Below are 22,098 nucleotides of genomic sequence, written 5' to 3' on the forward strand. Positions count from 1 at the left end.
CAATCCCGAGCCTTCTCACCATTGATTTAGTTCACGTTAGAGTTGTTGCTGCCGGTACCAATATCACATCAAAATCTCCAGGAAAACAGCCCACTGGCCATCTCAATAGAATCGGTTAGTAGCGTTCATTCCAATGCACCATGGGCAATCCAGGCATCGGGGCGCGGAAGTATGGAATGCTTGGTGCGCGAAGCGAACCTATATAGACCGTTTGAAGATCGGACCCGCCAAACGTAACACTGGCCATCCAGGGGGCAATGCCTCGACCAGTCGCGAATAACGTATCTTCTGTAACAGAACCAGATATAAATTGCTTCTCCAGAGCGTCCACTTTCACCGGATCTCCTTCATCCAAAAGAACCCGCAGATCGCCATCAGGAGTCAGCACAAATAGTTTGTCTGAATAGACGCATGTGCCCCAAAGATTTCCGAAACTATCAAACGCGATTCCATCTGGCCAGGCCCCTTTTCCCAGACTCGACGGACCAAAGACCTCACGATCGCTCAGCGCCCCATCTTCATGTACACGTAGACGGCTTATGCAACCACCCGTTGTTTCCACCACATACATATATTCTTCCCGAGCATCCAGGCGGATCTCGTTCGTAAAATGGAAGCCATCAGCAACGATCCGGAACTTTCCATCGATATATTGAGCAATATAACCATCCGATAGATCAGGCCTAAGCGCGTGCATCCAATTCTTGATCCGAGTTGAAACAGTAATCCAGATATGTCCTTTCGAATCGCGCAGCACGAAATTAACCTTGCCGATCGCCTCACCGTCGATGCTGTCAGCAAGCACTTTCGACTCACTTCCCGATCTCGTCATTATCTCGAGCCGGTCAGTTCCAAAGTTTGAAATGAGGAGATCTCCGTTCGCCGCAAACGCCAGCCCATTCGGAAGCGTTCCGGTTAGATAACGCGCACCTTCGTTCTCTGCTTCTGAGAAATGAGAAGAGATCTTTTGCGTGATAATCTCTTGGGTTCCATCATGCCGCAGTCGAACGACGCCACCACGAGAATCTGCGGACCACAAAGTGCCGTCTTTCTCCGCAAGAATGCATTCAGGCCTCTGCAAGTCCTTGCCGATATATTGCAATTTTGATTTATCGATCTCAAAATCGAGGATCGGATTTCTCATCTTGTTGGCTATCCTTATATTGCATAATATGCAATATAATTTGCAATATTAGCACAAAATGAAATTTTGAAAAATTCTAAAAAGGCAGTCCCCCTAAAAAGGAAAGACACCAACATCCGTCGGTGTCTTTCCTTGGCAATTGATCGTTAAGCGCTCTGTTCAGAGACTTCGTCAGATACGCTCAGAAGCTGACCAATTTTTTTAGCGCACAGCATCACTAATTTGGAATGCGAAGGATAATGTTCCTTCAGAAAGCGCGAGGCAGGCGCTGAGATACCAATAGAGCCCACAATCATGCCAGTATTTAACCGAATCGGAGCTGCTACACAACGTATCCCCTCCATATACTCCGCGTCATCGGTCGCATACCCATGATCGCGAATCGTGACACATTCTCGCGACAGTGCAGGTATGGTCTTGATTGTAGTCTTGGTGAACTTCTGTAAAGAGTCGGCCCCGAAGATATGGTGCAATTCCTTCTCTCCCAGATCAGCCAGTAGGGCTTTTCCATGAGCAGTAGCATACAGTGGCACTAGTTCGCCAGTTTGACCAGCAACCACAATGACATGATGGGCATGAACAGAATCGATAAAAAGCGCGCTTCTGCCTTCCCGAATAGCTAGGTGGGCTGTCTCATTGAGCCCCTGTGCGAGCGCCTTAAGCTCCTGGTGCGCCACACGAACGAGCATATTACTCCAGTCATATTGACGAGAGAGCGTCCAAATCGCCGAACCGAGAATATAGTCTTTGCGGCCGGCCGGTGTAGATAGGAAGCCCCTCCTTCTCAGAGTCTGGGCCAAACGGAAGGCGCTGCTCCGGTCGACTCCAAGCAACTCGGACAGCTCACCAAGAGTGACCGGCTGTCTCGACGTGGCAACGGCTTGAAGAATAGTTAGACCGCGATCAAGGCTTTGGATAAATGGAACTTGGGCTACTTTTTTTGGCATGGTTCCTGCTATTCAAGCTCGGAATCGGACTCCAATAGACTGCAAGTAGTCCCGACTTTGTTTTGCCAGGTTCATTGAGGTCGGAGACGGATTCCTAAAATCATTATCTAACTCGACCATTACCATACCACTAATCTTTCGTCCTTCCATCAGGTCTAGGATTCCAGGTACATCCACTTCCCCCTGTCCAAGGGGGCAATATCCTAAAAGAGCATCATCTTTTCCATTGAAATCCTTCAAATGCATGTGCTGAATCAAAGGTAAGAAATCCTTAACTACTTTAAGGGCATCCTGACCTCCTTTGGTCAACTGTCCCACATCAGGACCAAATTTCAGATGATGGGTATCCACGGTCTCCATCACAGCATAGGTTTCATCGCGCGATTCAATGCAGGTTCCCGTGTGTTGATGCAGCACCGGTGTCAAACCTTGGTCCGTTACCGTCTTGGCGAGTTCATTCAACATACCGATGATGTTGGCTTTATTAGAAGCGAAGTCATAGGTTTGCCGTGAAACCTGATTCGGCCCTACGACGAAAATCTGTCCTCTATTCTTTTTGATTAATTGGCACCATCTAACGGCCTTCGCCAACTCCTCTTTTTTACGAGCTGGTTCGGTCAGATTCATCGTGCAATACGCTGAGATCAGAGGAATATGATTCTTTCTCAGGATCGAATAGAAGCCGCCCCTTTCCTCTTCTTTCTCCAGAACCTCCCCAAAGGTCTCAAAGCCATAGAACCCTAACGAGGCGACATCCTGAACCGCAGATTCGACGTCGGAATTTCTCCACGTAATACCCGTGTGCCCCAGATGGATCGTTCTTCGCTTCGACGATGCGCAAAAAGCAGGCGTCGCGACGAGTCCGGCAGAAGCGAGAGCCGCGCGCAAAAGAAATGTGCGACGAGCCAGAATGGAATTCAAATGCTACCTCCCCCAACGTATTGATCATGTTTGCGTAAAAAGCAAAACATATTGCAATATACGCAATATAATTTGCGCTTCTTTTCAGCGACCTGTCAAGCTAGACTTCGGCCTCATGAAAGTCCGCTCCTCTCAAAAAACATAAGTCATCCTAAAGACTTACGCCTTGACGTAGGGATAAGCGAAAGATAATATTTTTTCGCGATATATTGCATTATATGCAATGTTATTCTCTTTTTATGCAATATAAACTCTCGTAAATTAACGAACCTTCTAAGTCGGCTCTAAGTCGATCTTGGATGGGGAGGAGCATCCTTTGCCCGACTATTCCAGCTTTGACCTTAAAGACAAAATTGCCGTCGTAACAGGCGCATCTCAAGGGATCGGCCGAGCAATCGCTCTAGGGCTCGCGCAAGCCGGAGCCCATCTGGTGCTCGCTAAATATCCCGGCCCCCGAATGGAAGAGATCCAACAACTACAACAAGAGATTGAAGCGCTGGGGCGGCAAGCTCATATCGTCATAACCGATGTCAATAAAGTCACGGACTGTCGCGCTTTGGTTGATCAAACGATCGCCAGATTCGGCCGCATCGATATTCTTGTTAACAATGCAAGCTGGACCGGAACCGGAGATGCGCTCGACGTTACGGAAGAGGAATATGACAAGACTTTTGATGCAACCGTGAAGAGTATCTTCTTCGCATCCCAGGCGGCTGGCCGGGTTATGCTCGCTCAAGGAAAGGGTCGCATCATTAACATCGGTTCTAACTTTGGCGAAATTGCATTTAAGAAACGCGCTGTTTACGCTGCCGCTAAAGCCGCTGTCCACCACATGGCCAAAGCCCTCTCGCTTGAATGGGCTCACCAGGGTGTACTGGTTAATACCGTCGCACCTTGCATTACGGAAACTGAATCGCGCAAAAACATCCTTGAGCGGCCCGGATATAAAGAATGGGCAACCCAGGAGATGATTCCACGCGGACGATGGAACCAGCCTGAAGACCTTATCGGCGCGGTGCTCTTTCTAAGCAGCGACTTCGCGGATATGATCGTCGGCCACACTCTCATGGTGGATGGTGGGTGGACCATCCACTAATCTCGATTTCTATCGGACAACAATCTTCAACTGATGAAATTTTCACAGGAGCGACAGCTCGATAAAGGACAAAATATGAGATTAAAGGGCAAGATCGCTATTGTGACAGGAGCGGGCCAGGGGATCGGGCGAGGGATTGCAGAAGTTTTTGCCCATGAAGGTGCGGATGTCGTCATCAATGACCTGACTGCGGATTCGCGAACGGATGAGGTCGCAAATAACATTCGAAACAAAGGTCGTCGCGCGATTGTCGTTCCGGGAGATGTGTCCAGGCGCTCCGATGTCGAACGTGTCTTCGATACTGCATGGGCAGAGCTTGGCCCAGTCGATGTGCTTGCGAACAATGCTGGAATCGAGACGATCATTCCATTCACCGAGCTCACAGATGAACAATGGGAGGCGGTCACGACTACGAACCTGAAGAGTGAGTGGATGTGTTCACAGGCTTTTTGCAGGCGCCTGATCGCTGAAGGGCGCAAAGGATCCATCATTAACATCGGATCCATCCAGGCAGCTCGGGTGCTCCCAGGACGTACCCACTATGCTCCCAGTAAACTAGCAATCGAGGCGCTAACTCGCAATATCTCTGCCGAAGTAGGAGCCAACGGGATTCGTGTTAACTGTATTCATCCCGGCCTAATTGATACCCCTATGATTCAATGGGTCCTGAATAGACCAGATATCCTTCCTCAGGTGGTCACCCAAATCTCGCTCGGTAGACCGGGACTTCCGGCGGAGATCGGCTCTGTGGCAGCCTTTCTCGCTTCTGACGAAGCCTCCTATGTAACAGGTCAATCTTTATATGTAGATGGTGGATGGGTGGGCAAATAATAACGCGCCTGAAAAGCGCTCTATTCGAAAAACACTCGCGCCGAGACGAGTCTTTTCATTTGCTAATGACTTACATCATCATCGTCGAATGCTCAATGCAGTCAAACAGGAGATATCGACCGGACCGATATGTGATCAGTCGATATCTCTGACTCTTCTTTCCTTACTCAATCGAAATTATTTCTTCTTTTCCGGTAGTGCGAAAACAACGAACTGGTTATGCACTGTACGTACGGGCTTAGTGCCAGAGCCCGCAGGCCTTCCGGAACCCTTCGGGCCGATGACTCCGCTTGCGGCGGGAACGACGACGTACTCGCGACCGTTCACAGCATAAACGGAGGGAATCCCTACAGCATTCTCCGGAAGATCTCCTTCCCATAGAGTCTTACCGGTGTCCGCGTCGAGTGCGATCAGTTTCTTCAGGCGATCTTCTGGAACAAAAAGAAGGCCACTTCCGGTGATGGCGATTCCGACCTTATTGGTGTCGCCTGTGCCAGTCTTGATGCCTTTAATGGGATAGTTTGGATCGCTATCGATCGGGACCTGCCATAACTGCGCGCCGGTATTCATGTCATATGCCGAAAGCGTCGTCCATGGCGGACGCATCACGCCATTGCCTGCTTTGGTGTACCAATAACCATAATCGGTGCGCCAGCGCGGCTCGCCTTCAGCTAGACCTTTCATCACCTTGCGAGGTGGAGCGTCACTCGGTATGAACCCATTGTTGACATAGGTCAATAGATCAGTCATCGACTGACCAGTGATGTTCGGAAAGCCCGGCATCGGCGACTTACCCGCATGGATGAGATCGATAAGCTCTTCATTGTTCAAACGGGCGTTGACGCCGATCAGAGAAGGAAATGTTGGCGGGTGGCCGGTGCGATCGGCCCCATGACAGACTGCACAGTTCTTCTGGTAGAGAGAGCGGCCACGCTCCATCGGATTGTTCCCTGCACCAAATTGCGGCCGAGACTTGGTCAGCTGAATTACTGCAGGAATGTCAACACCGGCCACATACACTCGTCCACGCACGGGATCGGCAGAAGTTGTGCCAAAGTTCGCTGCACCGTTGCTTCCTGGAGCTTCAAGTGTGGGTTTGGTGGAGGGCGGTGTGAAGATGCCTTCCCATCGCAGGGTTCGAAAACGAGCTTGGATCTCCGAGCGCTCTGGCTCCGGAATCGCCGGATCGATATCGTCAACCGTGAAGGTCTGACGTACGAAAGGCTTCAGTACAGTGGGGAACGGTTGGGTTGGTGAAAGGCGTTCCCCCTCCATGTGCTCTCCCTGCGGTACAGGGCGCTCTTCAATGGGAAAGAGAGGTTTGCCAGTCACGCGATCAAAGGCAAAGAGAAAACCGGTCTTTCCGGCGATAGCGACCGAGTCCACCTTTTTACCTTTGCTTTTGGCTGTGAACAGAACTGGCGTGGAAGCCAGATCATAATCCCACAGATCATGGTGGACATCTTGAAAATGCCAGAGAAGCTTGCCGGTCCGGATATCAATGGCGAGCAAACAATCTGCATACAGATTGTCTCCGGGACGATCGACTCCCCAAAAGTCATAGGTGCTGGAACCTGTAACGGCATAGAGAATGCCACGCTTCTCATCGACGGACGATCCCGTCCAGGAGTTCGCTCCTCCGTTAAAGGCTCGCGGATTGGGTCCCCAAGTCTTCGCCTCCGGTTCGTCCGGCGTTGGAATCGTATGGAACTGCCAGACAAGTTTGCCAGTATTAAGGTCAAAGGCACGGATATCTCCGACGGGCGATCCATACTCCTCACCCGGAGATGAGCCAACAAGCAATGTGTCACGCCATACCCTCGGTGGCGAGACACTCTGCACATTGAATATGACTTCGGGATCACGCTCGAGGCCCTGTTTTAAATCCACATCATAAGTTGGATCGAGCTTTCCTGTTTCGGCGTCGATCTGTCGAATGTGATTGGCGCGGTAGAAGACGATACGACGCTTGGTGTGGTCGGTGCTCTCCCAATATGTCAGGCCGCGCTGACGAGCGCTTACCATCTTTGGCTCCGAAACCCATATCTCCTTGCCAGTTGCGGCGTCGAGCGCTGAAATAGCTCCACCATTCTTGCCGCTGAGATACATGATCCCGTTAATGATGAGTGGATTATCGATCGAAACCGACTCCCCGATATCGTAGGTCCAGGCCACCTGGAGATCTTTTACGTTGGAACGGTTAATCTGCGTTAGTGGTGAATAATGATTCCCCTCTTGATTCGCTTCATAGGTTGCCCAATCAACGTTCAGAGACTTTCCAGCACCGCCGTTACCCATAGCACCATAAATTGCAAAAACCGATAGCGCTGCAACTCCGGCACCACCAGCAACAAACTTCAACCCGCCACAAAATTTCATCACAAACACCCTTTTGTAAGTCCCCTAACACCAGTCAGCAAACAATATGCTGGCGCGGCTCTGTGCTGAGCCGCGCCAAGGGTTGAGATCAGAAAGCAAACCTCGCATGCATCTGGATTTGACGTGCATCGAAGCTGTTCAGGTTGATCGTCCCGAAGGTAGCACTCGTGCCCAGTCCAGGAATGAGGCCACCGGCTAGATTATTCGTGAGATTGGTCGACCCGAGGCCACCGGTATTGTTGTTCCCGGAATTATTCCACTGCGCATTATTGAGCAGGTTCGTTACCTCAGCCGAAATATCGATCCGATACCTCTCATGGATCGGGAACGCACGACGTAGACTGAAATCCACGTTATAGCGCGCCAGTCCGCGCATATCGCCACTGGTCTGCGCATGGTTTCCGATCCAGTAGATATCAGGGACAACGCTCCCGTTCGGCGTAGTGATGGTGCGCCCCGAGAAGGCACAGGCGTTGTACTTCAGCAACTGATACTTGCCTGGGGTTACTGTTTTGCCGCAAGGGAGCGTCACCGTAGTCTTGCCGTCGTAGCGCTTCTGCAGTGCCGTCGGGACCTGGATCGGCACCCCAGGCACGCGATCAACTCGCGATGTGAGAGCACTGCTGTTCATACTGACCGTAATCGGCATACCACCTTGAAGGCTGACAACCGATCCGAGGCTCCAGCCGCCAAGAGCAAAACGTGCGGCCGGATTCTCCAGGGCATGCTTTCCATTCTTGCCGAAGGGCGAGTTATAGACGATCGTTGCGACGAAGCGATGAGGAACATCCGCGAGACCATAATTCCGGTTCAGGCTGTTGTGGATGAGGTCAGGCGTTCCGACCGTACCACCGGAGTTGACACCCTGCCCATCCTCAATAGGAGTCGTAACATAGTCCAGCTCTTTGCTCCATGTATAGTTCGCCGAGAGATTCAACCCAGAAGAAAAGGCATGGGTGAGTCTGGCTTGCAGAGAGTTATAACTGCCGTAACCACGTGAACCGTCAAGCGTGGCTCCCCAGAGCAGAGGATAGGGCATATAAGGAATCTGCTGCTGGAGGGTGCGGCCAGATAGACCTCCCTGGAAGGGAACCAGGCTGGCACCAGTCTGATATGGATTTGTGACCTGGACATTGGCCGGATTTGTTTGGCCATTGCTCGCGACGTATTGATCATGCCAGTTTCCTAACACCGACGGATCAATGCTTTGAAGATTCTGGAAAGGCTGACTGCGAGTGGTCAGATTATTCGAAAAAGACCCACTCCAGCCCAGAGACATGATCCACTGGTCGCCTTTACCGAACGCCTGTTCGATAAACACATTTCCTTGTTTGGCGACCTGATTCTTCAGGTGCCTGTCAAAGTAGGTTGTCTGGGTTCCATAGATCTGCGGAGCCGATTGATTTGCGCCAACGGCAGCAACAAGAGGAGCCGGGTCGCTAAGACGTGTGACCGGGACGCCGTTCGGGTTGGCGCCGTAGGGCAGTGCCTGATTGCCGGCAGCAAACGGAGCTCCACCGTAGTCGTTAGAACTGGAAAAATAACCGCTGTTACTCGGCAGGTAGGTGATGCCGAATCCGCCTCGAATAACCGTTCCTGGATATACCTGATAAGCGAATCCTACACGCGGCTGGAAGTCGTGGTACTCCGTATCCCAAAGATTGCGGCTATACCCATTGACACCAGGGAAGGCGAATACTCCCATCGAACCGAAGGGATTCTTCTTCGTAAAATCGATGGCAGTCATCCGGTTGTAACGCTCGGTCACTCCTGGCTGTACGTCCCAGCGTAGACCGAGGTTGATGGTCAGATTCGATTTCACCTTCCAATCGTTCTGTGTATAGACGGCGAAGTACTTTGCAGTATAGGCGGGCTTAAGGTTTGCTCCAGGACGAACGAACCAGACCCCCTGGCCCAGCAGCATCGCTGCCGAGTTCACTCCAGCCAATACAGGCGACGTATTATTCGGCGCAGACCCTCCAGAGGCAGTGACGTATCGGAAGGAGTAGTTTCCTCCAGGATCGGCCGCACAGCAGCCACCGATGTTCGACGAGCCCTCTTCAAAGTCGGTGTAGTTTGCCAGCATGACGCGATACTCTGCACCAGCCTTATATGTCCAGTTGCCCGCCACCTTCGTAACGCTTCCGTTGATCGCATGTGCGATCTGGCTCTCGCGTTTATTGGCAAACTGTCCGCTGGAAAGAGCAGTCCAGTTGCTTCCTCCACCTGTTCCGCCACTAAAGCCGTTCGGGTTGACTACAGGGGCTGACCCCATCACGGCAAAAAGTGCCTGCGTTGCGGGGGCGATTCCAAAATCGTTGTACTGGGTAAAGCCTGACTGATTGCCGGCCAGATTATAGGTGCTGATTCTGGTGACGCCATAACGGACATCGACATAAAGCGTTGGCCGCACGACGATGGTGTCGCCGAGCTGCGCATAGTAATTATTGTCTTGCGTCGAGCTTGGAGCGTTATTGAAAGGAGCCGTACCGAATGCGCGTGGTTGTGTAATTTTTCCGAAGTCGTATCCGCCACTGCTGTAAAACGAGTGATTGCCGAGCTTGTAATCGATGCGTGTACTCAGCGTCTGGCGTCGAACCGTATTGACCACCGCCGAGGTGTAGTTGTTGGTGTTGTATACGTCATCAGGAGTCCTGTTAGGGAGCGGATAGAAGCTGTACATCAACAGAGCAGCTGGATTTGGATTCGGAATGATGGCATTCGGAATCAGCGCTCGCTCATAGAGATTAGAAGCCAATTGCGTAACTTGGTATGGGTTGTAGATCTGAACTGGAACTGGTCTTCCACTGGCATCTTGTGTAAGGGTCTGGCTGAAATTACCGACACGCTCGAGAGCGGTGGGAACGGTCTGTAAATAGTTCTGTCCCTGGTTGAAACGCAGGTAATGATAGCTCGAAGAGAAGAAAAGCTTGTTCTTGATAATCGGACCGGACAAGCCGCCGCCGAAATCGTTCACTTTGAAGGCTGGCCTGCGAATCCCCTGGGCTTTATTTCCCGGAGTGTTCGCGTTGAGTGCCTCATTGCGGATCATGTATGAGGCTTGGCCATGGAACTGGTTTCCACCGGATTTGGTGCTGATCGCCATCACCGACATGCCTCGACCGTAATCCGCGGTGAAGTTATTGCTGATAATCCGGACCTCTTGAATACCTTCCGTATTGGGAATGACCGCCGCTTCGTTGAAGCCATTGCCGGTAATTGGAAGTCCGTCCAATTGAATATCATTTTCAAAGGCGCGGCCGCCATTTACTCCGATAGACGAGTATTGAGCGCGGCCCGCAACCCCAATGCCGAAAGAGTTGAGCGACTGGCTGTTTGCAGTCTGGTTCCGAGGCTGAACACCGTTCTGCAAGGTTGTGTAATAAAGCGGGTTCTGAGTGATGTTGGGAATGGCGTCAATCACCTCCGCGCTAACCGCCGAAGTGATGGTGCTGCTCTCAGTTTGCAGTTGCACACCCGACGCCTGAATATCGACCTGCTCAGTCGCGGTACCGACCGACAGCGTACCATCCACCTTCACCGTCTGTGCGACGCTTAGACGTACACCTGTAGCCGAGTACTTTTGAAATCCAGACTTAGTTACCGTAACGGTATATGTTCCCGCTGCCAGATACGGAATCGTGTATTGACCGGCCTGGGTTGTCTTCCCCGCGTACTCGAGGTTCGTTGCCTCATCCCGTGCAATCACGTCCGCATCGACGACAACGGCTCCCGTCGAATCCATAATGGTGCCAGTGATGGTGCCGGAACGGACCTGAGCATAAGCTGCCTGAACCAAAAAAATCAGCAGACTTGCACAAAGTATCCAATATTTTTTCAAGTTGACGTTCATTTGCGGTGCCTCCCTTATGCCATGTAGTGACGACATCCTCGTCAATTACATATTGCATATTACGCAATTAATATTGCATTATTCGACGAGGCGAATCGTAGCAATATGGAGGAACGCGAGTCAAGAAATTGTTTTGCATGAAATCAATTTTTTAGATTAGGGGGCAAATGCCCCGGAGCGCCCCCATCTATACAGGCAGGATGGCAGAGGTTCTCTGATCCCGTCTACTCGCTGGAACCACTCGACAAATTCGGCGGGCTGCCCCCGACTACAGCTCGGCGACTCCGCCTGCGTATCCCTGATCGCAAGGAAAATCTCCTCTCGTCGAGAACATGCCAAGGGTTGCAAGCATCGAGAATCGCAGCATTTTTGAATTCCACTATCATTTCACCGGTAAGCGATAAAAATCGCTTCAGCCGGAGCACGTCAACGGCAATTGCTTTGATCTGTGTGACTCCATGCGTATGAATCTCGCCTGCCAATGAGCGCGGCTACTTCCCCTGAACAGAGCCCGTACGTCGCGGAATCCCCCAATAAATAAAAGTCCCAAATCGCGTGGACGTTACAACATCGATCGCCCCATCATGATTGAGATCAACAGCAAGCACATCCGAGCCGACACCACTGTGCGTATCGATCAGTTGAGGAAGCAACTCAGCGCCACCGGGAGCCTTATGGTTTCGAACTGTCTTATACCAGTAGAGAACTGGGGCTCCTCGCGGGTCTGGATCTAGGTTGGTATCAAGATGCGAGAAATAACGCTTCCCCGCGATAAAATCAGGAATCCCATCCCCATCGACATCGGCATATCCTGTCCCATGCAACTCCGAGAATGTAACCCCTCCGGCATTCTTGGTCGATCGGTCATCCATGATCATGTGTTCTGTAAAGGTGATCTCGCCGGCGGCATCCCTTTTCTGCTCATACCAGGCAAGCCCCCAGCCATGAGCGTTGAGCGAGGTCACGATGTCGTTAAGTCCATCGCCGTTAGCGTCATAGACAGCCATAACACTTCCTCCCATCATCCCCCGTCCGAACTTTGCGAAGGCTGCAGGGTGATAAGTCCAGAGACCCGAGTCTGCTCCAGCAGCTGGTTGTTCCCACCAACCATAAGGGTTCACGATATCCATGCGACCATCGCCGTTGATATCCCCCACGCCAATGCCGTGTCCTGCACCATACCCGCTTTCAGAAATGTCATGCACTATCCACTTTTCGGTAGGCTTGGCAGGATCAGGCTTTGCATAACGGATACGCCCATCGCCAGAGTAGATTAGCTCCGGTTTCCCATCACCATCGATATCGCGCAGTACCGCAATCTCGCTCTGTACGCCTCCTCCAACAACATACTTCTGCCAGCGGCGTCCTTCGCCCTTTGGGTTAATGTAGAGCTGGATGCCGGAATCTCCTCCGAACATTACAGTAAGGACATCGGGCCAGCCATCTCCATTGAAGTCAGCGGCAAATTCCATCGTCGAATCAGTGGCGAACTCGGTCGTCGGGTTGGATGCCAATGCAACATAGATCTCACGAGACTTCCGATAATCTGGACCGTAGTAGATATAAGGGCCTGAGATCACATCGAGCACACCATCCTGGTTAAAGTCAGCAGCTGCCGTCCCCCAGGAGTAGTAAAAGTCGCTCAGTCTTTGCTTACGAAAGTGTGGGCCAACCTTTTCCTCATCTCTTACCTTCAGAGACATATCCATATAAGCGAGCCCGCGAAAGTGAACTGCCCCCTTACCACCTACATGGAGCGCCACTGGACCATATCCACCATCTTCAGCAATCGCACCTTGCTGGTGGCCATCGTTAAGAAAAGAGCGGACCGTGTTGGTATCAAAAAAAATCTCCACCGAGTTCCACTCGTGAGGCCGAAGCGAAGTATCGGCGGGCTTCACAGGAAGGTCGATGCTAGGACGCTGCGGCCTCGGCCTGTTCCCTGCTTGCGATTGAGAGGGCGAAGGCGGGGGCGTCACGCGAGCCAGCAGACCGCCTCGTGGGAGCTTATCTTTTTTCACAATTCTTCCACTGGAGTCGATCTTCACCGCATATGTATTCAGAACTGAATCATCAAGTGAGACGTAAACACCCTTCATCCCACCATCCGGCGTTTTCTCAGCGCGCAGCAACACCCCGGTCTCGCAGCCTTCTTCGCAACGAAACTCCGTATAGAAACTAATGTCCTGGTATGAGTTACCCAACACCAGCCAGCCACCCATGTCGTCGACCGGCCGCCCCGTAATCGTACCCGTATCAGCGCTCCATTTCGACTCGCCTAACGTGTGCCAACCCTTTATCGAGGACCCGGTAAATCGAACATCGGGGTTGAACGAAGGTCCCGACGCAAATGAAATTTCCGCGATAAACAATACGATCAACAGAAGCAGATTTTGTCTCATCTATACTCCCCGAGCATCTATCGACTAAGGTTCAATCGGATATATTGCGAATTATGCAATATATTGTGCTTAATACGAGAAATAAACTATAGAGTGACGGCATGCGATCGTCAACAGCCTCGCACACTTTCCTTGCATATTCGCTCACTTCTCGGTGTCCCGCGACTGTCAGCCCCTACGATCATCCTCAGCACCTTTTGAGCGGCCTACGTCAATGCCCGATATGGCGCCGCAGAGGTCGTTGGGTTCGAATCCCCATAACGTAGTAGGTGACAGATACAAACCAGATGTATCTGTCTCGCAGTACTTACAGGCTTTTGGGAGTGTGCGATCAGATCCTGAGAAAGATCTTCCTGCGGTACATCCAGAAAAGCATCAGCCAATAGGTCGTCAGCGTAAGAACACCGACAACAGTCGGTTCGGCGTACGCGCCGAATGCATTCAACCCCCGTGCGCTGATGTGTGTGCGGAAACTGCGTTGGATGAACTCTTCCATCAGATGCACCATCAGGTAGGCGGAAATAGCATTCATGCCGACCACAACAAATGGGAATGCAGCCCGAGAATGCTTCCTGGTATAGACACCCCAACAGAAAAGCGCGAGAAAAAGGATGCAGACCCCGCCGCTGAAAAGCGTCCATGACGGCGTCCAAATGCGCTTTACGATGGGGCAGATACCTGTAACGTGCAGCACGACACCCACCACCATAAGGCCCGCCGCAGTCGTAAGCATCCGGCGAAATGGAATCTCCGGTTCCGATTGAATGAGCCATTGCCCCGTGATAAGCCCGATAATCATCGTGCCCAGCGTAGGAATGAAGCTAAGCGTGAGATATCCTCCACCATTGAAGCGGAAGGCCTCCGGACGCGGAAAGAGGTTAAGGAACCAGAGATCGAACGCCTGGCCGAAGTTACTGTTCTTGTTCCAGTGGCTCGCGAATCCGTGGTACAGATGTGACCAGTCGGCCGGCACCCCAACAGAGGGATAGGAAAAGTTGGCGCCTGGCGCTGGATAGACCGCCCATGCCAGCCAATACCCAAAGAGGATGAGACCCAGGCTTGTCCATTGCCAGCGAGGACGAACAAAAGCAAGCAGAAATGCGAACGTATAACCGAGTCCGATCTGGGTAAGCGTGTCTTCGAACGTGAAGTTCGTAACAGCGCTATGGGTTGAACGAAGAAATATCCCTAGAAACACGAGCACCACGCTGCGCCATACCGTATGCAGAAGCATCGCCTGGAAAGGCTGTTGTCTCTTCATACGGCTGCGCAGCGAATAAGGGAGCGCCACCCCAACCAAAAACGTGAATCCGGGCTGGATGGTATCGTGCAAACTCATACCCGCCCACTCGACATGGGTCTGGTTGTACGCAAGGATCTTCAGAAGCCAGCTCGTAGGATGCACCAACGCGAGCTTGGAGAAATGCAGGACCTCGCCCATCATCAGGAGCATAACGAAACCCCGATACGCATCGATCGCAAGGTTGCGTTTTGGCAAAGACTCAGTAGACGAAGCCATGTTGTGGATACATCCTCAGATCGTTTGTAGGATTCGGAGGAGAGTAGAAGATCAACAAACGAAAGTCAATAAAGCTTCCCCACAAATCAGACAGTACAGTAGACTTTTCGTGCGAAAGCACGACCTGCTACAGACAGCCTCGGATAATCTGCGATGTGAGCTGACTCTCCTGCGCATAACGCAGCAACTCTCTAGTGCAGTGCGAAAATCCGGCACGGCAAGTCCTGCAACCAGCGCAGTCCTTAACTGGAAAGGAACCAAACTTAGATGAAGGCCACGCGACGGGATTTTATTAAGACCTCACTCGGTACCGCAGCCGCCATTGGATTCCCCACTATCGTTCCTGCCACAGTTTTTGGACAAAAGGCCCCAAGCGAACGAATCAATATAGGAGCCATCGGCGTCGGTCGAATCTCCCGCGGACATGATCTGCCGGCCATCTTTAAATATGACGGTGCCCGCGTCATTGCCGTCTGCGATCTGGACGCAACACGGGCCGAACTCGGCAAACAATTCGTGACCGATGCCTACACAAAGAAGCTGGGCAAGCCGTACGATGCCGTCACGGTTTATCACAATTTTCACGAGCTTCTGGCAAATAAAGAGATCGATGCCGTCGTGATCTCCACTCCCGACCATCAACACGCGATCGTGGCCGCCGCAGCCGTGCGTGCAGGAAAAGATGTCTATCTCCAGAAGCCCGCCTCTCTGACCATCGCGGAAGGGCGTTACCTGAGCAACGCCGTCCAGGCCACTGGAAGAATCCTCCAGATCGGAAGTCAGCAGCGTTCATGGAAGCAATTCCATCGCGCCTGCGAACTGGTTCGCAACGGCCGCATCGGAGAGATCAAGCACGTAGAGATTGGCCTCCCCGGAGATCCCTCCGGCGGCGATCCCACCCCCATGCCGATCCCGCAGGGATTCAACTACGATGCGTGGCTGGGCTCGACTCCCGTTGTTCCCTACACCGTAGACCGGGTCATGCCCCCAAAGGGATTCGATAGGCCAGGATGGCTACGCATCGAACAGTTCGGGGCTGGCATGATCACCGGCTGGGGAGCCCATCATGTCGACACTGCTCATTGGGGCATGAATACCGAATATACCGGCCCCGTCGAGATCTGGGGAACAGCAGAGTTCCCCAAAACCGGCCTATGGAATGTCCACGGGAAATTTCTGACCCACGCCAGGTATGCCAACGGAATCACTATGGATATCTCGGGCGACTTTCCCAACGGCATTAAATGGTATGGAACCGAAGGGTGGATCTTCGTCACACGCGACGAGATGACGACACCCACCGCCGGCGCAGGGCAACCAGCAAAGATTGAGCCACTGATGGCCAGCAACCCGAAGATTCTCGATTCCGTCATCGGCCCTAACGAAATTCATCTCGAAACCTCCAGCGAGCATCATGCCAACTGGCTCGATTGCGTCCGGTCTCGAAAGCAACCCCTGGCTCCCATCGAAATCGGGCACCGGGCATGCTCCACCTGTCTTCTGCATCACATCGCAATGAAGACCAATCGACACCTTCACTGGGACCCCGAACGCGAACGCTTCAACAATGACAAGGAGGCGAACGCTATGCTGTCGCGTTCCCAGCGCTCACCCTACACCTTCGAGCAAAGCAGCTGGATATAAAACCTCGTTTACTCGATTGCAAACAAGGACGCCGACATCATCTCTCCGCGCATTCGTCCAAGAATGGCGGCCAGCTCATTTGCCAGTGACGGCATACTTCCCCGCTGCAACGCGGTTGAAAATTCCTGCATCTCCGGTGGAACCAGAGGTTCACGAATCGATGCAACAGGACCTGGCTGCGTATCTGTGTTCTCTGCTTCAAGATAAGCAGCCATCTCTCTCAAAGTATTGGCGCATGATTCCTCGAAGTGGTCCAGTGCTGCTTGAATCTTCTCTGGAAGGTTGGCCGTCTCTCCAAACGCGCGATACTGCAAAAGTGCAAGGTCCAGCAAATAAAATGTCCGCAGCATCGCCTGCCATCGCCGGATGCGATCCCGCGCCGCCATATGCTGATTCCGTAGCTGTCCGATCTCAAACGGCACTGCGTCAGCCTGCGCATTCACGCTGGAAAAATTGTTGTAGATCCTGTCTCGTAGCTTTCGTGCCGTAACAATGGCCACAGGATCGCCTGGATGAAGCTTGATCACCGCCAAATCCGCCATCAGCCGTAAGTTCTTGATAAAGGTCCCCACCATCTGATTCGCTGCGGTCTTCTGTTGAAGCTGATCAAACACCAGCCACATCATTGCAATCCCCAACAGCACGCCGATGGCCCGGTCGCGAGCAATCGCAAGCGAAGTCTGAATCGTGAAGTCATTCACATGGATGAGGTAAAAAGCCAACGCAATCTGTAGTCCGCAATATGACAGTCTCGGGCTCGACGTCGCGATCCATGCAGCAATCGTTGAAACAGCAACAAATAATAGTGTGAACCCAGTGATCGAATCGAGATAGGGAAGAACAAAGATCTGCGCGCCAAGCCCAAAGACAAACCCGCCAATCAACGCCCCGGCAATCCGCAAAAGCTGCTTCTGCCGCGAAGCCCCTATATTCGATAGTGCTGTCAGCACGCACGTCGTCACTGATGTTGACAACCCCGGCCAGTCCAGCGAGGCATAAAAAACATAGCACAGCATTCCCGCAAGACACCCTGCCAGTGCGTACCGCACATGCTCAGGATTCGTAAATGCGTCCCGCACCAAAAACCCCTGTTTCTTCTCCTCCGGAACATGCGAAAACGCGCGATACGTCTCCAGCGAGGTCGCACCTTCAAAGACTCGCGGGATCAGCCCAATCATCTCCTCCAGCTCTCGCAGTAACGAGACGTGGGATGCAGTAGCCTTCCGATTCACGGGCGGCGGCTTATGTCCCTCTTTCAGGTATCTCCGTATATCAGCCAGCTCCAGCTCCATCTTGGCCGCAAGCTGTCGATCTTCCGCAGAGATCTCCGGATAGGCCTGAATCATGCCTGCCGCAAAATCAATCGAACGCCCTGCCAGGGAAACCACCGCTGTCATCTGTGCGCTGTAAAGCTGTTCGTAGTTGGTATGAGCCAGCAGCCTCCGCAACGCTCCAACGCCTGTAAGGGCATACTGCGCCAGCTTCTGCTCAGTCTCTCGCGATACCGGAGTGCCATTCGCATACTCCCGAAACATCGCCTGCATCGCCTCAAGCCTTGTGTCCAGGGCAACGAGCAGCTCATCTTCGTGGCGAAATGCGTGAAACACCGCCTCCACACCAAACGTTACCGCCGCCCCTACAGCAGGGGAACACACCTGCCACAACGTACGCTCAAGGTTTAGCTCGGCCGGTCCCGGCAGATACCATACCGCGATAGCCGAAGTCGCCATTAGACCAAGTCCGCTGGCAATGCTGTAATTCGCAAGTACGCGAATAGCAAAGAAGATCAGAAAGATGCTGAAGGCTTGCCACAGAAAATGAGTAAGGGGAGTCGATGCAAACATCGCCGCCCCCACCGGGATAAAAACCGCACCGATCCCAAAAGCAATCACCACGCTCCACGCCGACTTTGCCGTGGAAACAAGGTTCTCGCGTGAGATCATAAACGCATACAACGGACCGATCGCTCCGCTAGGAATGCGAAACGTCATCACTAGGATCATGGTGATCGTTGCCGAAATCACCATGCGTGCAACAATAGCGCCCCGTCCTGGGTAGGGTGCCAGCTCCTTCTTCAAAAAATCAACGAACCACGCTCCGAAGCTTCTTGTATCGGTGCGCGGAATGGTCGCGGCAGTAGCCATCTCTACGACTCGCCGCGAATCACAACAATCGCCGATTCGCTAATGCGAAATAGGTCCGACGGCCCTGCCTCGATCCGTACGCGCACAGGAAATCGCGACGCCAGATGGACCCAGTTCAGCGTGCGCTGCACATCCGGAAGCCCCTGCGAAAGCCGCCCCACAATGTCTGCATCCGGAGTCACGCCAAACCCCACACTATCCACGACTCCATGCAAACGCACATTAGGCCGCGACAGCACATAGACGTCCGCCTTCATCCCCGGATGAATGTGATGAAGCTGCGTCTCGCGAAAATTCGCCACTGCCCACCACACGCGCGTGTCGATCAGCGTAAAGACCTGCTGCCCTGCATGGGCATATGCTCCCTCTGAGATCGTCAGGTTCGTCACTCGCCCATCGAACGGCGCATAGAACCGGCAATTGTCCAGATTGTATTGAGCCGTATCGATCGCGGCGCTTCGTCCTCCACGCTGTGCCACCAGAGGCTCCAATGTCGTCACCGCATGGCTTGCCTGTTGAACCTCATTATGGCTCTGCTCCAGTACGGCTTCGGCCTGCTTGTATTGCGCCGTCGCCGAAGCCAGCTGTGCCTGCGAGAGCGCCAGCTGCGAGCGAGCGCCTACAAGCGCCTGTCCTCGAGTCACCTGCAAGGTCCTCGCCTGGTCCACTTGATCGACCGTAACAAACTGTTTCGTCAACAGCGGCTCAATCCTCTGTAGATTGTTGGTCGCATACGTCAGTTCAGCCTGCGCGCGATCCACCGCAGCCTTCGAGGTGGATACATCCGCCTTCGCCGCCTCCACCGCCGCGGCCGCGCGGCTCAGACTCGCCTCCGAGCTCTTCGTGCTCGACTTCGCAACATCCACTGCGCTCACCTGCGACGCAATCGTGCGCCGCTCATCGACGATCTGGCCTTCAAGAGCAGCCTGCTCCGACATCGCATGTCTCAGGGCATATGCATAGGGACGCTCGTCAATATCAAAGAGCAGGGCCCCCTGCTTCACCTCTTGATTGTCCGCGACATTCAACTTCATAATCGGGCCACTCACCACCGGAGCCACACCAATAAAATTTGCCAGCACCTCTGCATCGTCCGTGCGCGGATTCAGCGTATTCTCTCGCAAAACCAGTAGACCCGTAATCGCAGCGCACACCACAGACGCAATACTGATGATGCGTCCAATTCGCCGGCGTCCCTCTTCCGATTCCGTAAGCGTCATCATCCCCTCAAATCACCGAAACAAAATCAGCCAAAGCGTAAACGCAAAAAATGCGGCCAGGCAAGGATAGACAACAATCGATGGCTTGACCTCTTTTTCAATGCGCAACCGAACGAAGACCCAATACGACAACGCCGCCAACGTAATTCCCAGAACAATACAGAACAGCCATGCAGGGAAAAAAGAACCCAGAATATTGAAGGATGGCGCGCGGGAACACCCGCTCAACCAGGGCAGCGTACCCGCAACCGAGATCTTTCCTACAACACACCGCTTCCTCGTCATGGACCCGCCTTTCGTGGAGGAGCCGAGATCCAGTCCCCCGTCTCAAATGCCAGGTTGGCCGATTGCAGTAACAGCTGTGTCCTCGCCGAAACGTCCTCCGACCGCGCTACTGCCAGCGCCTTCTGCGCCGCAACAACATCCAGCAGATTCCGAACCCCATACGAGTACGACTCCTGTGCCGACGCATACGATTCGTCCGCAGCAACCAGCAACGCCGCAGCCGCCTGTTGCTGTCGCTGCGCCGTCTTCATGTTCGAATACGCTGCCCACACCTCATTCGCAATCTGGTCGCGTAACGAGTCAATCTCGGCCTGCGTCGCCGCCCGCGCCGCTTTTGTCTCGGCGACTTCGTGCTCGCGACGCGTGCCATCAAAGATCGTCCACTTCAGCGCGAGACTTACGTTCCAGGTCTCTCCGCCAACATATGCCGGCGGCAGCAGCTCCTGCCGCCCATACTGCCGCGTAGCGCCGCCATCTCCGTTAAAGCTCAGCGAAGGAAAATACGCAGAGCGTGCCCGTTTAATTGCCGCATCATCCGCCCGTAGGTTTGCCAACTGCGCCTTCAGATCAGGCCGCTGTTCAAAGGCACGGTCAATCGCTGCATTCACATTCTCTGCGAGCTCTCCGGGAAGGTTCAGCTTAGTAATGTCTTCGACCTGCAAAGCAGTGTCCGGCAGCAACCCAAGAACCGTCATCAAGTCGCCCCGTGAGATCTCCTCCGCTCCAATCGCCGCCTGCAAATCATATTGCGACTGTGCCGTCACCGCCTGCGCCTCCAGCACATCCGGTTTTGTGCCCAGTCCATGATTCAAGCGATCCTGGGCATCTTCCTGTACCGCCTGTGCATTCTTCAGGCTCACCTCGGCAGCCTCTCTCTGCCCCACGGCATTCAACAACTTGTAATACGAGGCCATCGTCTGGAAGATGATCTTCCGATGCGTATCGTTAAAGACCATATCGGCAGCCAACAAACGCGCCTTCGCCTCGTCGATCGTCCCGCTCCTCTCTCCAAAATCCAGGACCAGATATTCCATGTGGATATCCGGAGAAAACACCCCGTAGGTTTGCCGGAAGAAGGCCGAGTTGAAAAGGATCCGCGTCCTGGTCGTATTGGCAACTGCAACTGCGGCCACGGTGGGGAAAAGAGCGCTCCGGGCAACTCCCAGAACAGCAGCACGTTCCTTAGCTCGCTGCCATGCAACGCGAGTCTCCGGATTATGCTGCTCAGCAATATCTACCAGCTCCGCCAGCGTATAGGTCTTGTTCGCATCTGTCGGGTACTTCGTCTCCGGAAGCGAGGAGACCTGCTGTTTCAGCTTCTGCTCGGCGGCGTCATGCCATACAGCGCCAGGAGACGGCGGAGCGCTTTGCGCCCACATGCTCTTCGAGGCACAAAAGAGACAACAGCCAACGATCGCAATCTGAAAGTATCTGCTCATCCCGACTAGAAACAGCGAAAGCCAAGTCTCAATTCTGCATCGACCAAACGCCTGAAACAAGAACAGATCCAATGACACCCCCAAACGAAGCAACACTCACAATTTGCAACCCACTCTCACCCCGACCTTTCCCAGGTGTCATTCCGGTCGAAGGTGCGAGGCGATGTAGCCAAAGGCCCCCCGCATTTCGCCGGGTGCCCCTATCTTCGCGACAATTTCATCGTCACTAGGCGGGTTTGCAGGATTCCACCAAAGAATTCAACCGGTAGCGGGT

At 53.2% G+C, this 22,098-nt stretch carries 14 protein-coding genes; 3 read left to right on the forward strand and 11 right to left on the reverse strand.

The genetic code is table 11. The annotated features are described in order from the left end of the window. Nucleotides 1-115 precede the first annotated feature (115 nt). The 3 genes from H7846_RS16060 to H7846_RS16070 all read right to left on the reverse strand — a co-directional run bounded on the left by H7846_RS16060 (nt 116) and on the right by H7846_RS16070 (nt 3,012). Nucleotides 116-1,144 carry an SMP-30/gluconolactonase/LRE family protein gene (locus tag H7846_RS16060; RefSeq protein ID WP_186693551.1) on the reverse strand — a complete coding sequence of 343 codons (1,029 nt, stop codon included), beginning with the start codon at nt 1,142-1,144 and terminating at the stop codon, nt 116-118. 146 nt (nt 1,145-1,290) lie between these two features. Beyond that, nucleotides 1,291-2,091 carry an IclR family transcriptional regulator gene (locus H7846_RS16065; protein WP_186693553.1) on the reverse strand — a complete coding sequence of 267 codons (801 nt, stop codon included), beginning with the start codon at nt 2,089-2,091 and terminating at the stop codon, nt 1,291-1,293. A gap of 12 nt (nt 2,092-2,103) precedes the next feature. Then, on the reverse strand, nt 2,104-3,012 hold the full coding sequence (locus tag H7846_RS16070; protein ID WP_222597521.1) for a sugar phosphate isomerase/epimerase family protein: 909 nt from the start codon (nt 3,010-3,012) through the stop codon (nt 2,104-2,106). A 316-nt stretch (nt 3,013-3,328) separates the two neighbouring features. Here H7846_RS16070 and H7846_RS16075 point away from each other — a divergent pair, with 316 nt between their 5' ends. After that, the gene (locus H7846_RS16075) at nt 3,329-4,108 is read left to right on the forward strand and encodes an SDR family NAD(P)-dependent oxidoreductase (RefSeq protein WP_186693555.1); all 780 of its coding nucleotides are present in this window, start codon (nt 3,329-3,331) and stop codon (nt 4,106-4,108) included. Between the two features lie 33 nt (nt 4,109-4,141). Next, nucleotides 4,142-4,939 carry an SDR family NAD(P)-dependent oxidoreductase gene (locus H7846_RS16080; RefSeq protein ID WP_186693557.1) on the forward strand — a complete coding sequence of 266 codons (798 nt, stop codon included), beginning with the start codon at nt 4,142-4,144 and terminating at the stop codon, nt 4,937-4,939. Between the two features lie 177 nt (nt 4,940-5,116). Here the strand turns inward: H7846_RS16080 and H7846_RS16085 are convergent, their stop codons facing one another. The 4 genes from H7846_RS16085 to H7846_RS16100 form a co-directional block, all read right to left on the reverse strand. Then, entirely contained in the window at nt 5,117-7,318 is a 2,202-nt protein-coding gene (locus H7846_RS16085) for an outer membrane protein assembly factor BamB family protein (RefSeq protein WP_255461009.1), read from the reverse strand. Between the two features lie 88 nt (nt 7,319-7,406). Continuing rightward, nucleotides 7,407-11,171 (reverse strand): TonB-dependent receptor, encoded by a 3,765-nt coding sequence (locus tag H7846_RS16090; RefSeq protein ID WP_186693561.1) that lies wholly within the window; start codon nt 11,169-11,171, stop codon nt 7,407-7,409. A gap of 491 nt (nt 11,172-11,662) precedes the next feature. Further along, on the reverse strand, nt 11,663-13,573 hold the full coding sequence (locus H7846_RS16095) for an FG-GAP-like repeat-containing protein (RefSeq protein WP_186693563.1): 1,911 nt from the start codon (nt 13,571-13,573) through the stop codon (nt 11,663-11,665). Nucleotides 13,574-13,904: 331 nt separating this feature from the next. Further along, on the reverse strand, nt 13,905-15,092 hold the full coding sequence (locus tag H7846_RS16100) for an acyltransferase family protein (RefSeq protein WP_186693565.1): 1,188 nt from the start codon (nt 15,090-15,092) through the stop codon (nt 13,905-13,907). Nucleotides 15,093-15,359: 267 nt separating this feature from the next. On the opposite strand from H7846_RS16100, the gene H7846_RS16105 reads away from it, so the two are divergent. Continuing rightward, nucleotides 15,360-16,736, forward strand: a complete 1,377-nt coding sequence (locus H7846_RS16105; protein ID WP_186693567.1) for a Gfo/Idh/MocA family protein — start codon at nt 15,360-15,362, stop codon at nt 16,734-16,736. An 8-nt stretch (nt 16,737-16,744) separates the two neighbouring features. Here H7846_RS16105 and H7846_RS16110 read toward each other — a convergent pair whose 3' ends face one another. Genes H7846_RS16110 through H7846_RS16125 form a run of 4 tightly spaced genes read right to left on the reverse strand, consistent with a single transcriptional unit; the run spans nt 16,745 to nt 21,764 of the window. Further along, entirely contained in the window at nt 16,745-18,880 is a 2,136-nt protein-coding gene (locus tag H7846_RS16110) for an FUSC family protein (protein ID WP_186693569.1), read from the reverse strand. A 2-nt stretch (nt 18,881-18,882) separates the two neighbouring features. Then, the gene (locus H7846_RS16115; protein WP_255460685.1) at nt 18,883-20,103 is read right to left on the reverse strand and encodes an efflux RND transporter periplasmic adaptor subunit; all 1,221 of its coding nucleotides are present in this window, start codon (nt 20,101-20,103) and stop codon (nt 18,883-18,885) included. 9 nt (nt 20,104-20,112) lie between these two features. After that, nucleotides 20,113-20,385, reverse strand: coding sequence for a YtcA family lipoprotein (locus H7846_RS16120; RefSeq protein WP_186693571.1), 273 nt, complete (start codon nt 20,383-20,385; stop codon nt 20,113-20,115). Beyond that, complete coding sequence (locus tag H7846_RS16125; RefSeq protein WP_255460686.1) at nt 20,382-21,764, reverse strand: TolC family protein; 1,383 nt, start codon at nt 21,762-21,764, stop codon at nt 20,382-20,384. The genes H7846_RS16120 and H7846_RS16125 overlap by 4 nt, the downstream gene beginning before the upstream one ends. Between the last annotated feature and the right edge of the window lie 334 nt (nt 21,765-22,098).

It is taken from the genome of Edaphobacter sp. 4G125, from assembly GCF_014274685.1.
Taxonomy (GTDB): Bacteria; Acidobacteriota; Terriglobia; order Terriglobales; family Acidobacteriaceae; genus Edaphobacter.

Excerpts from the sequence above, each read along its gene's own strand:
- H7846_RS16060 (WP_186693551.1), bottom strand. The coding sequence starts at position 1,144 with ATGAGAAATCCGATCCTCGATTTTGAGATCGATAAATCAAAATTGCAA.
- H7846_RS16065 (WP_186693553.1), bottom strand. The coding sequence starts at position 2,091 with ATGCCAAAAAAAGTAGCCCAAGTTCCATTTATCCAAAGCCTTGATCGC.
- H7846_RS16080 (WP_186693557.1), top strand. The coding sequence starts at position 4,142 with ATGAAATTTTCACAGGAGCGACAGCTCGATAAAGGACAAAATATGAGA.
- H7846_RS16085 (WP_255461009.1), bottom strand. The coding sequence starts at position 7,318 with ATGAAATTTTGTGGCGGGTTGAAGTTTGTTGCTGGTGGTGCCGGAGTT.
- H7846_RS16090 (WP_186693561.1), bottom strand. The coding sequence starts at position 11,171 with ATGAACGTCAACTTGAAAAAATATTGGATACTTTGTGCAAGTCTGCTG.
- H7846_RS16095 (WP_186693563.1), bottom strand. The coding sequence starts at position 13,573 with ATGAGACAAAATCTGCTTCTGTTGATCGTATTGTTTATCGCGGAAATT.
- H7846_RS16100 (WP_186693565.1), bottom strand. The coding sequence starts at position 15,092 with ATGGCTTCGTCTACTGAGTCTTTGCCAAAACGCAACCTTGCGATCGAT.
- H7846_RS16105 (WP_186693567.1), top strand. The coding sequence starts at position 15,360 with ATGAAGGCCACGCGACGGGATTTTATTAAGACCTCACTCGGTACCGCA.
- H7846_RS16110 (WP_186693569.1), bottom strand. The coding sequence starts at position 18,880 with ATGGCTACTGCCGCGACCATTCCGCGCACCGATACAAGAAGCTTCGGA.
- H7846_RS16115 (WP_255460685.1), bottom strand. The coding sequence starts at position 20,103 with ATGATGACGCTTACGGAATCGGAAGAGGGACGCCGGCGAATTGGACGC.
- H7846_RS16120 (WP_186693571.1), bottom strand. The coding sequence starts at position 20,385 with ATGACGAGGAAGCGGTGTGTTGTAGGAAAGATCTCGGTTGCGGGTACG.
- H7846_RS16125 (WP_255460686.1), bottom strand. The coding sequence starts at position 21,764 with ATGTGGGCGCAAAGCGCTCCGCCGTCTCCTGGCGCTGTATGGCATGAC.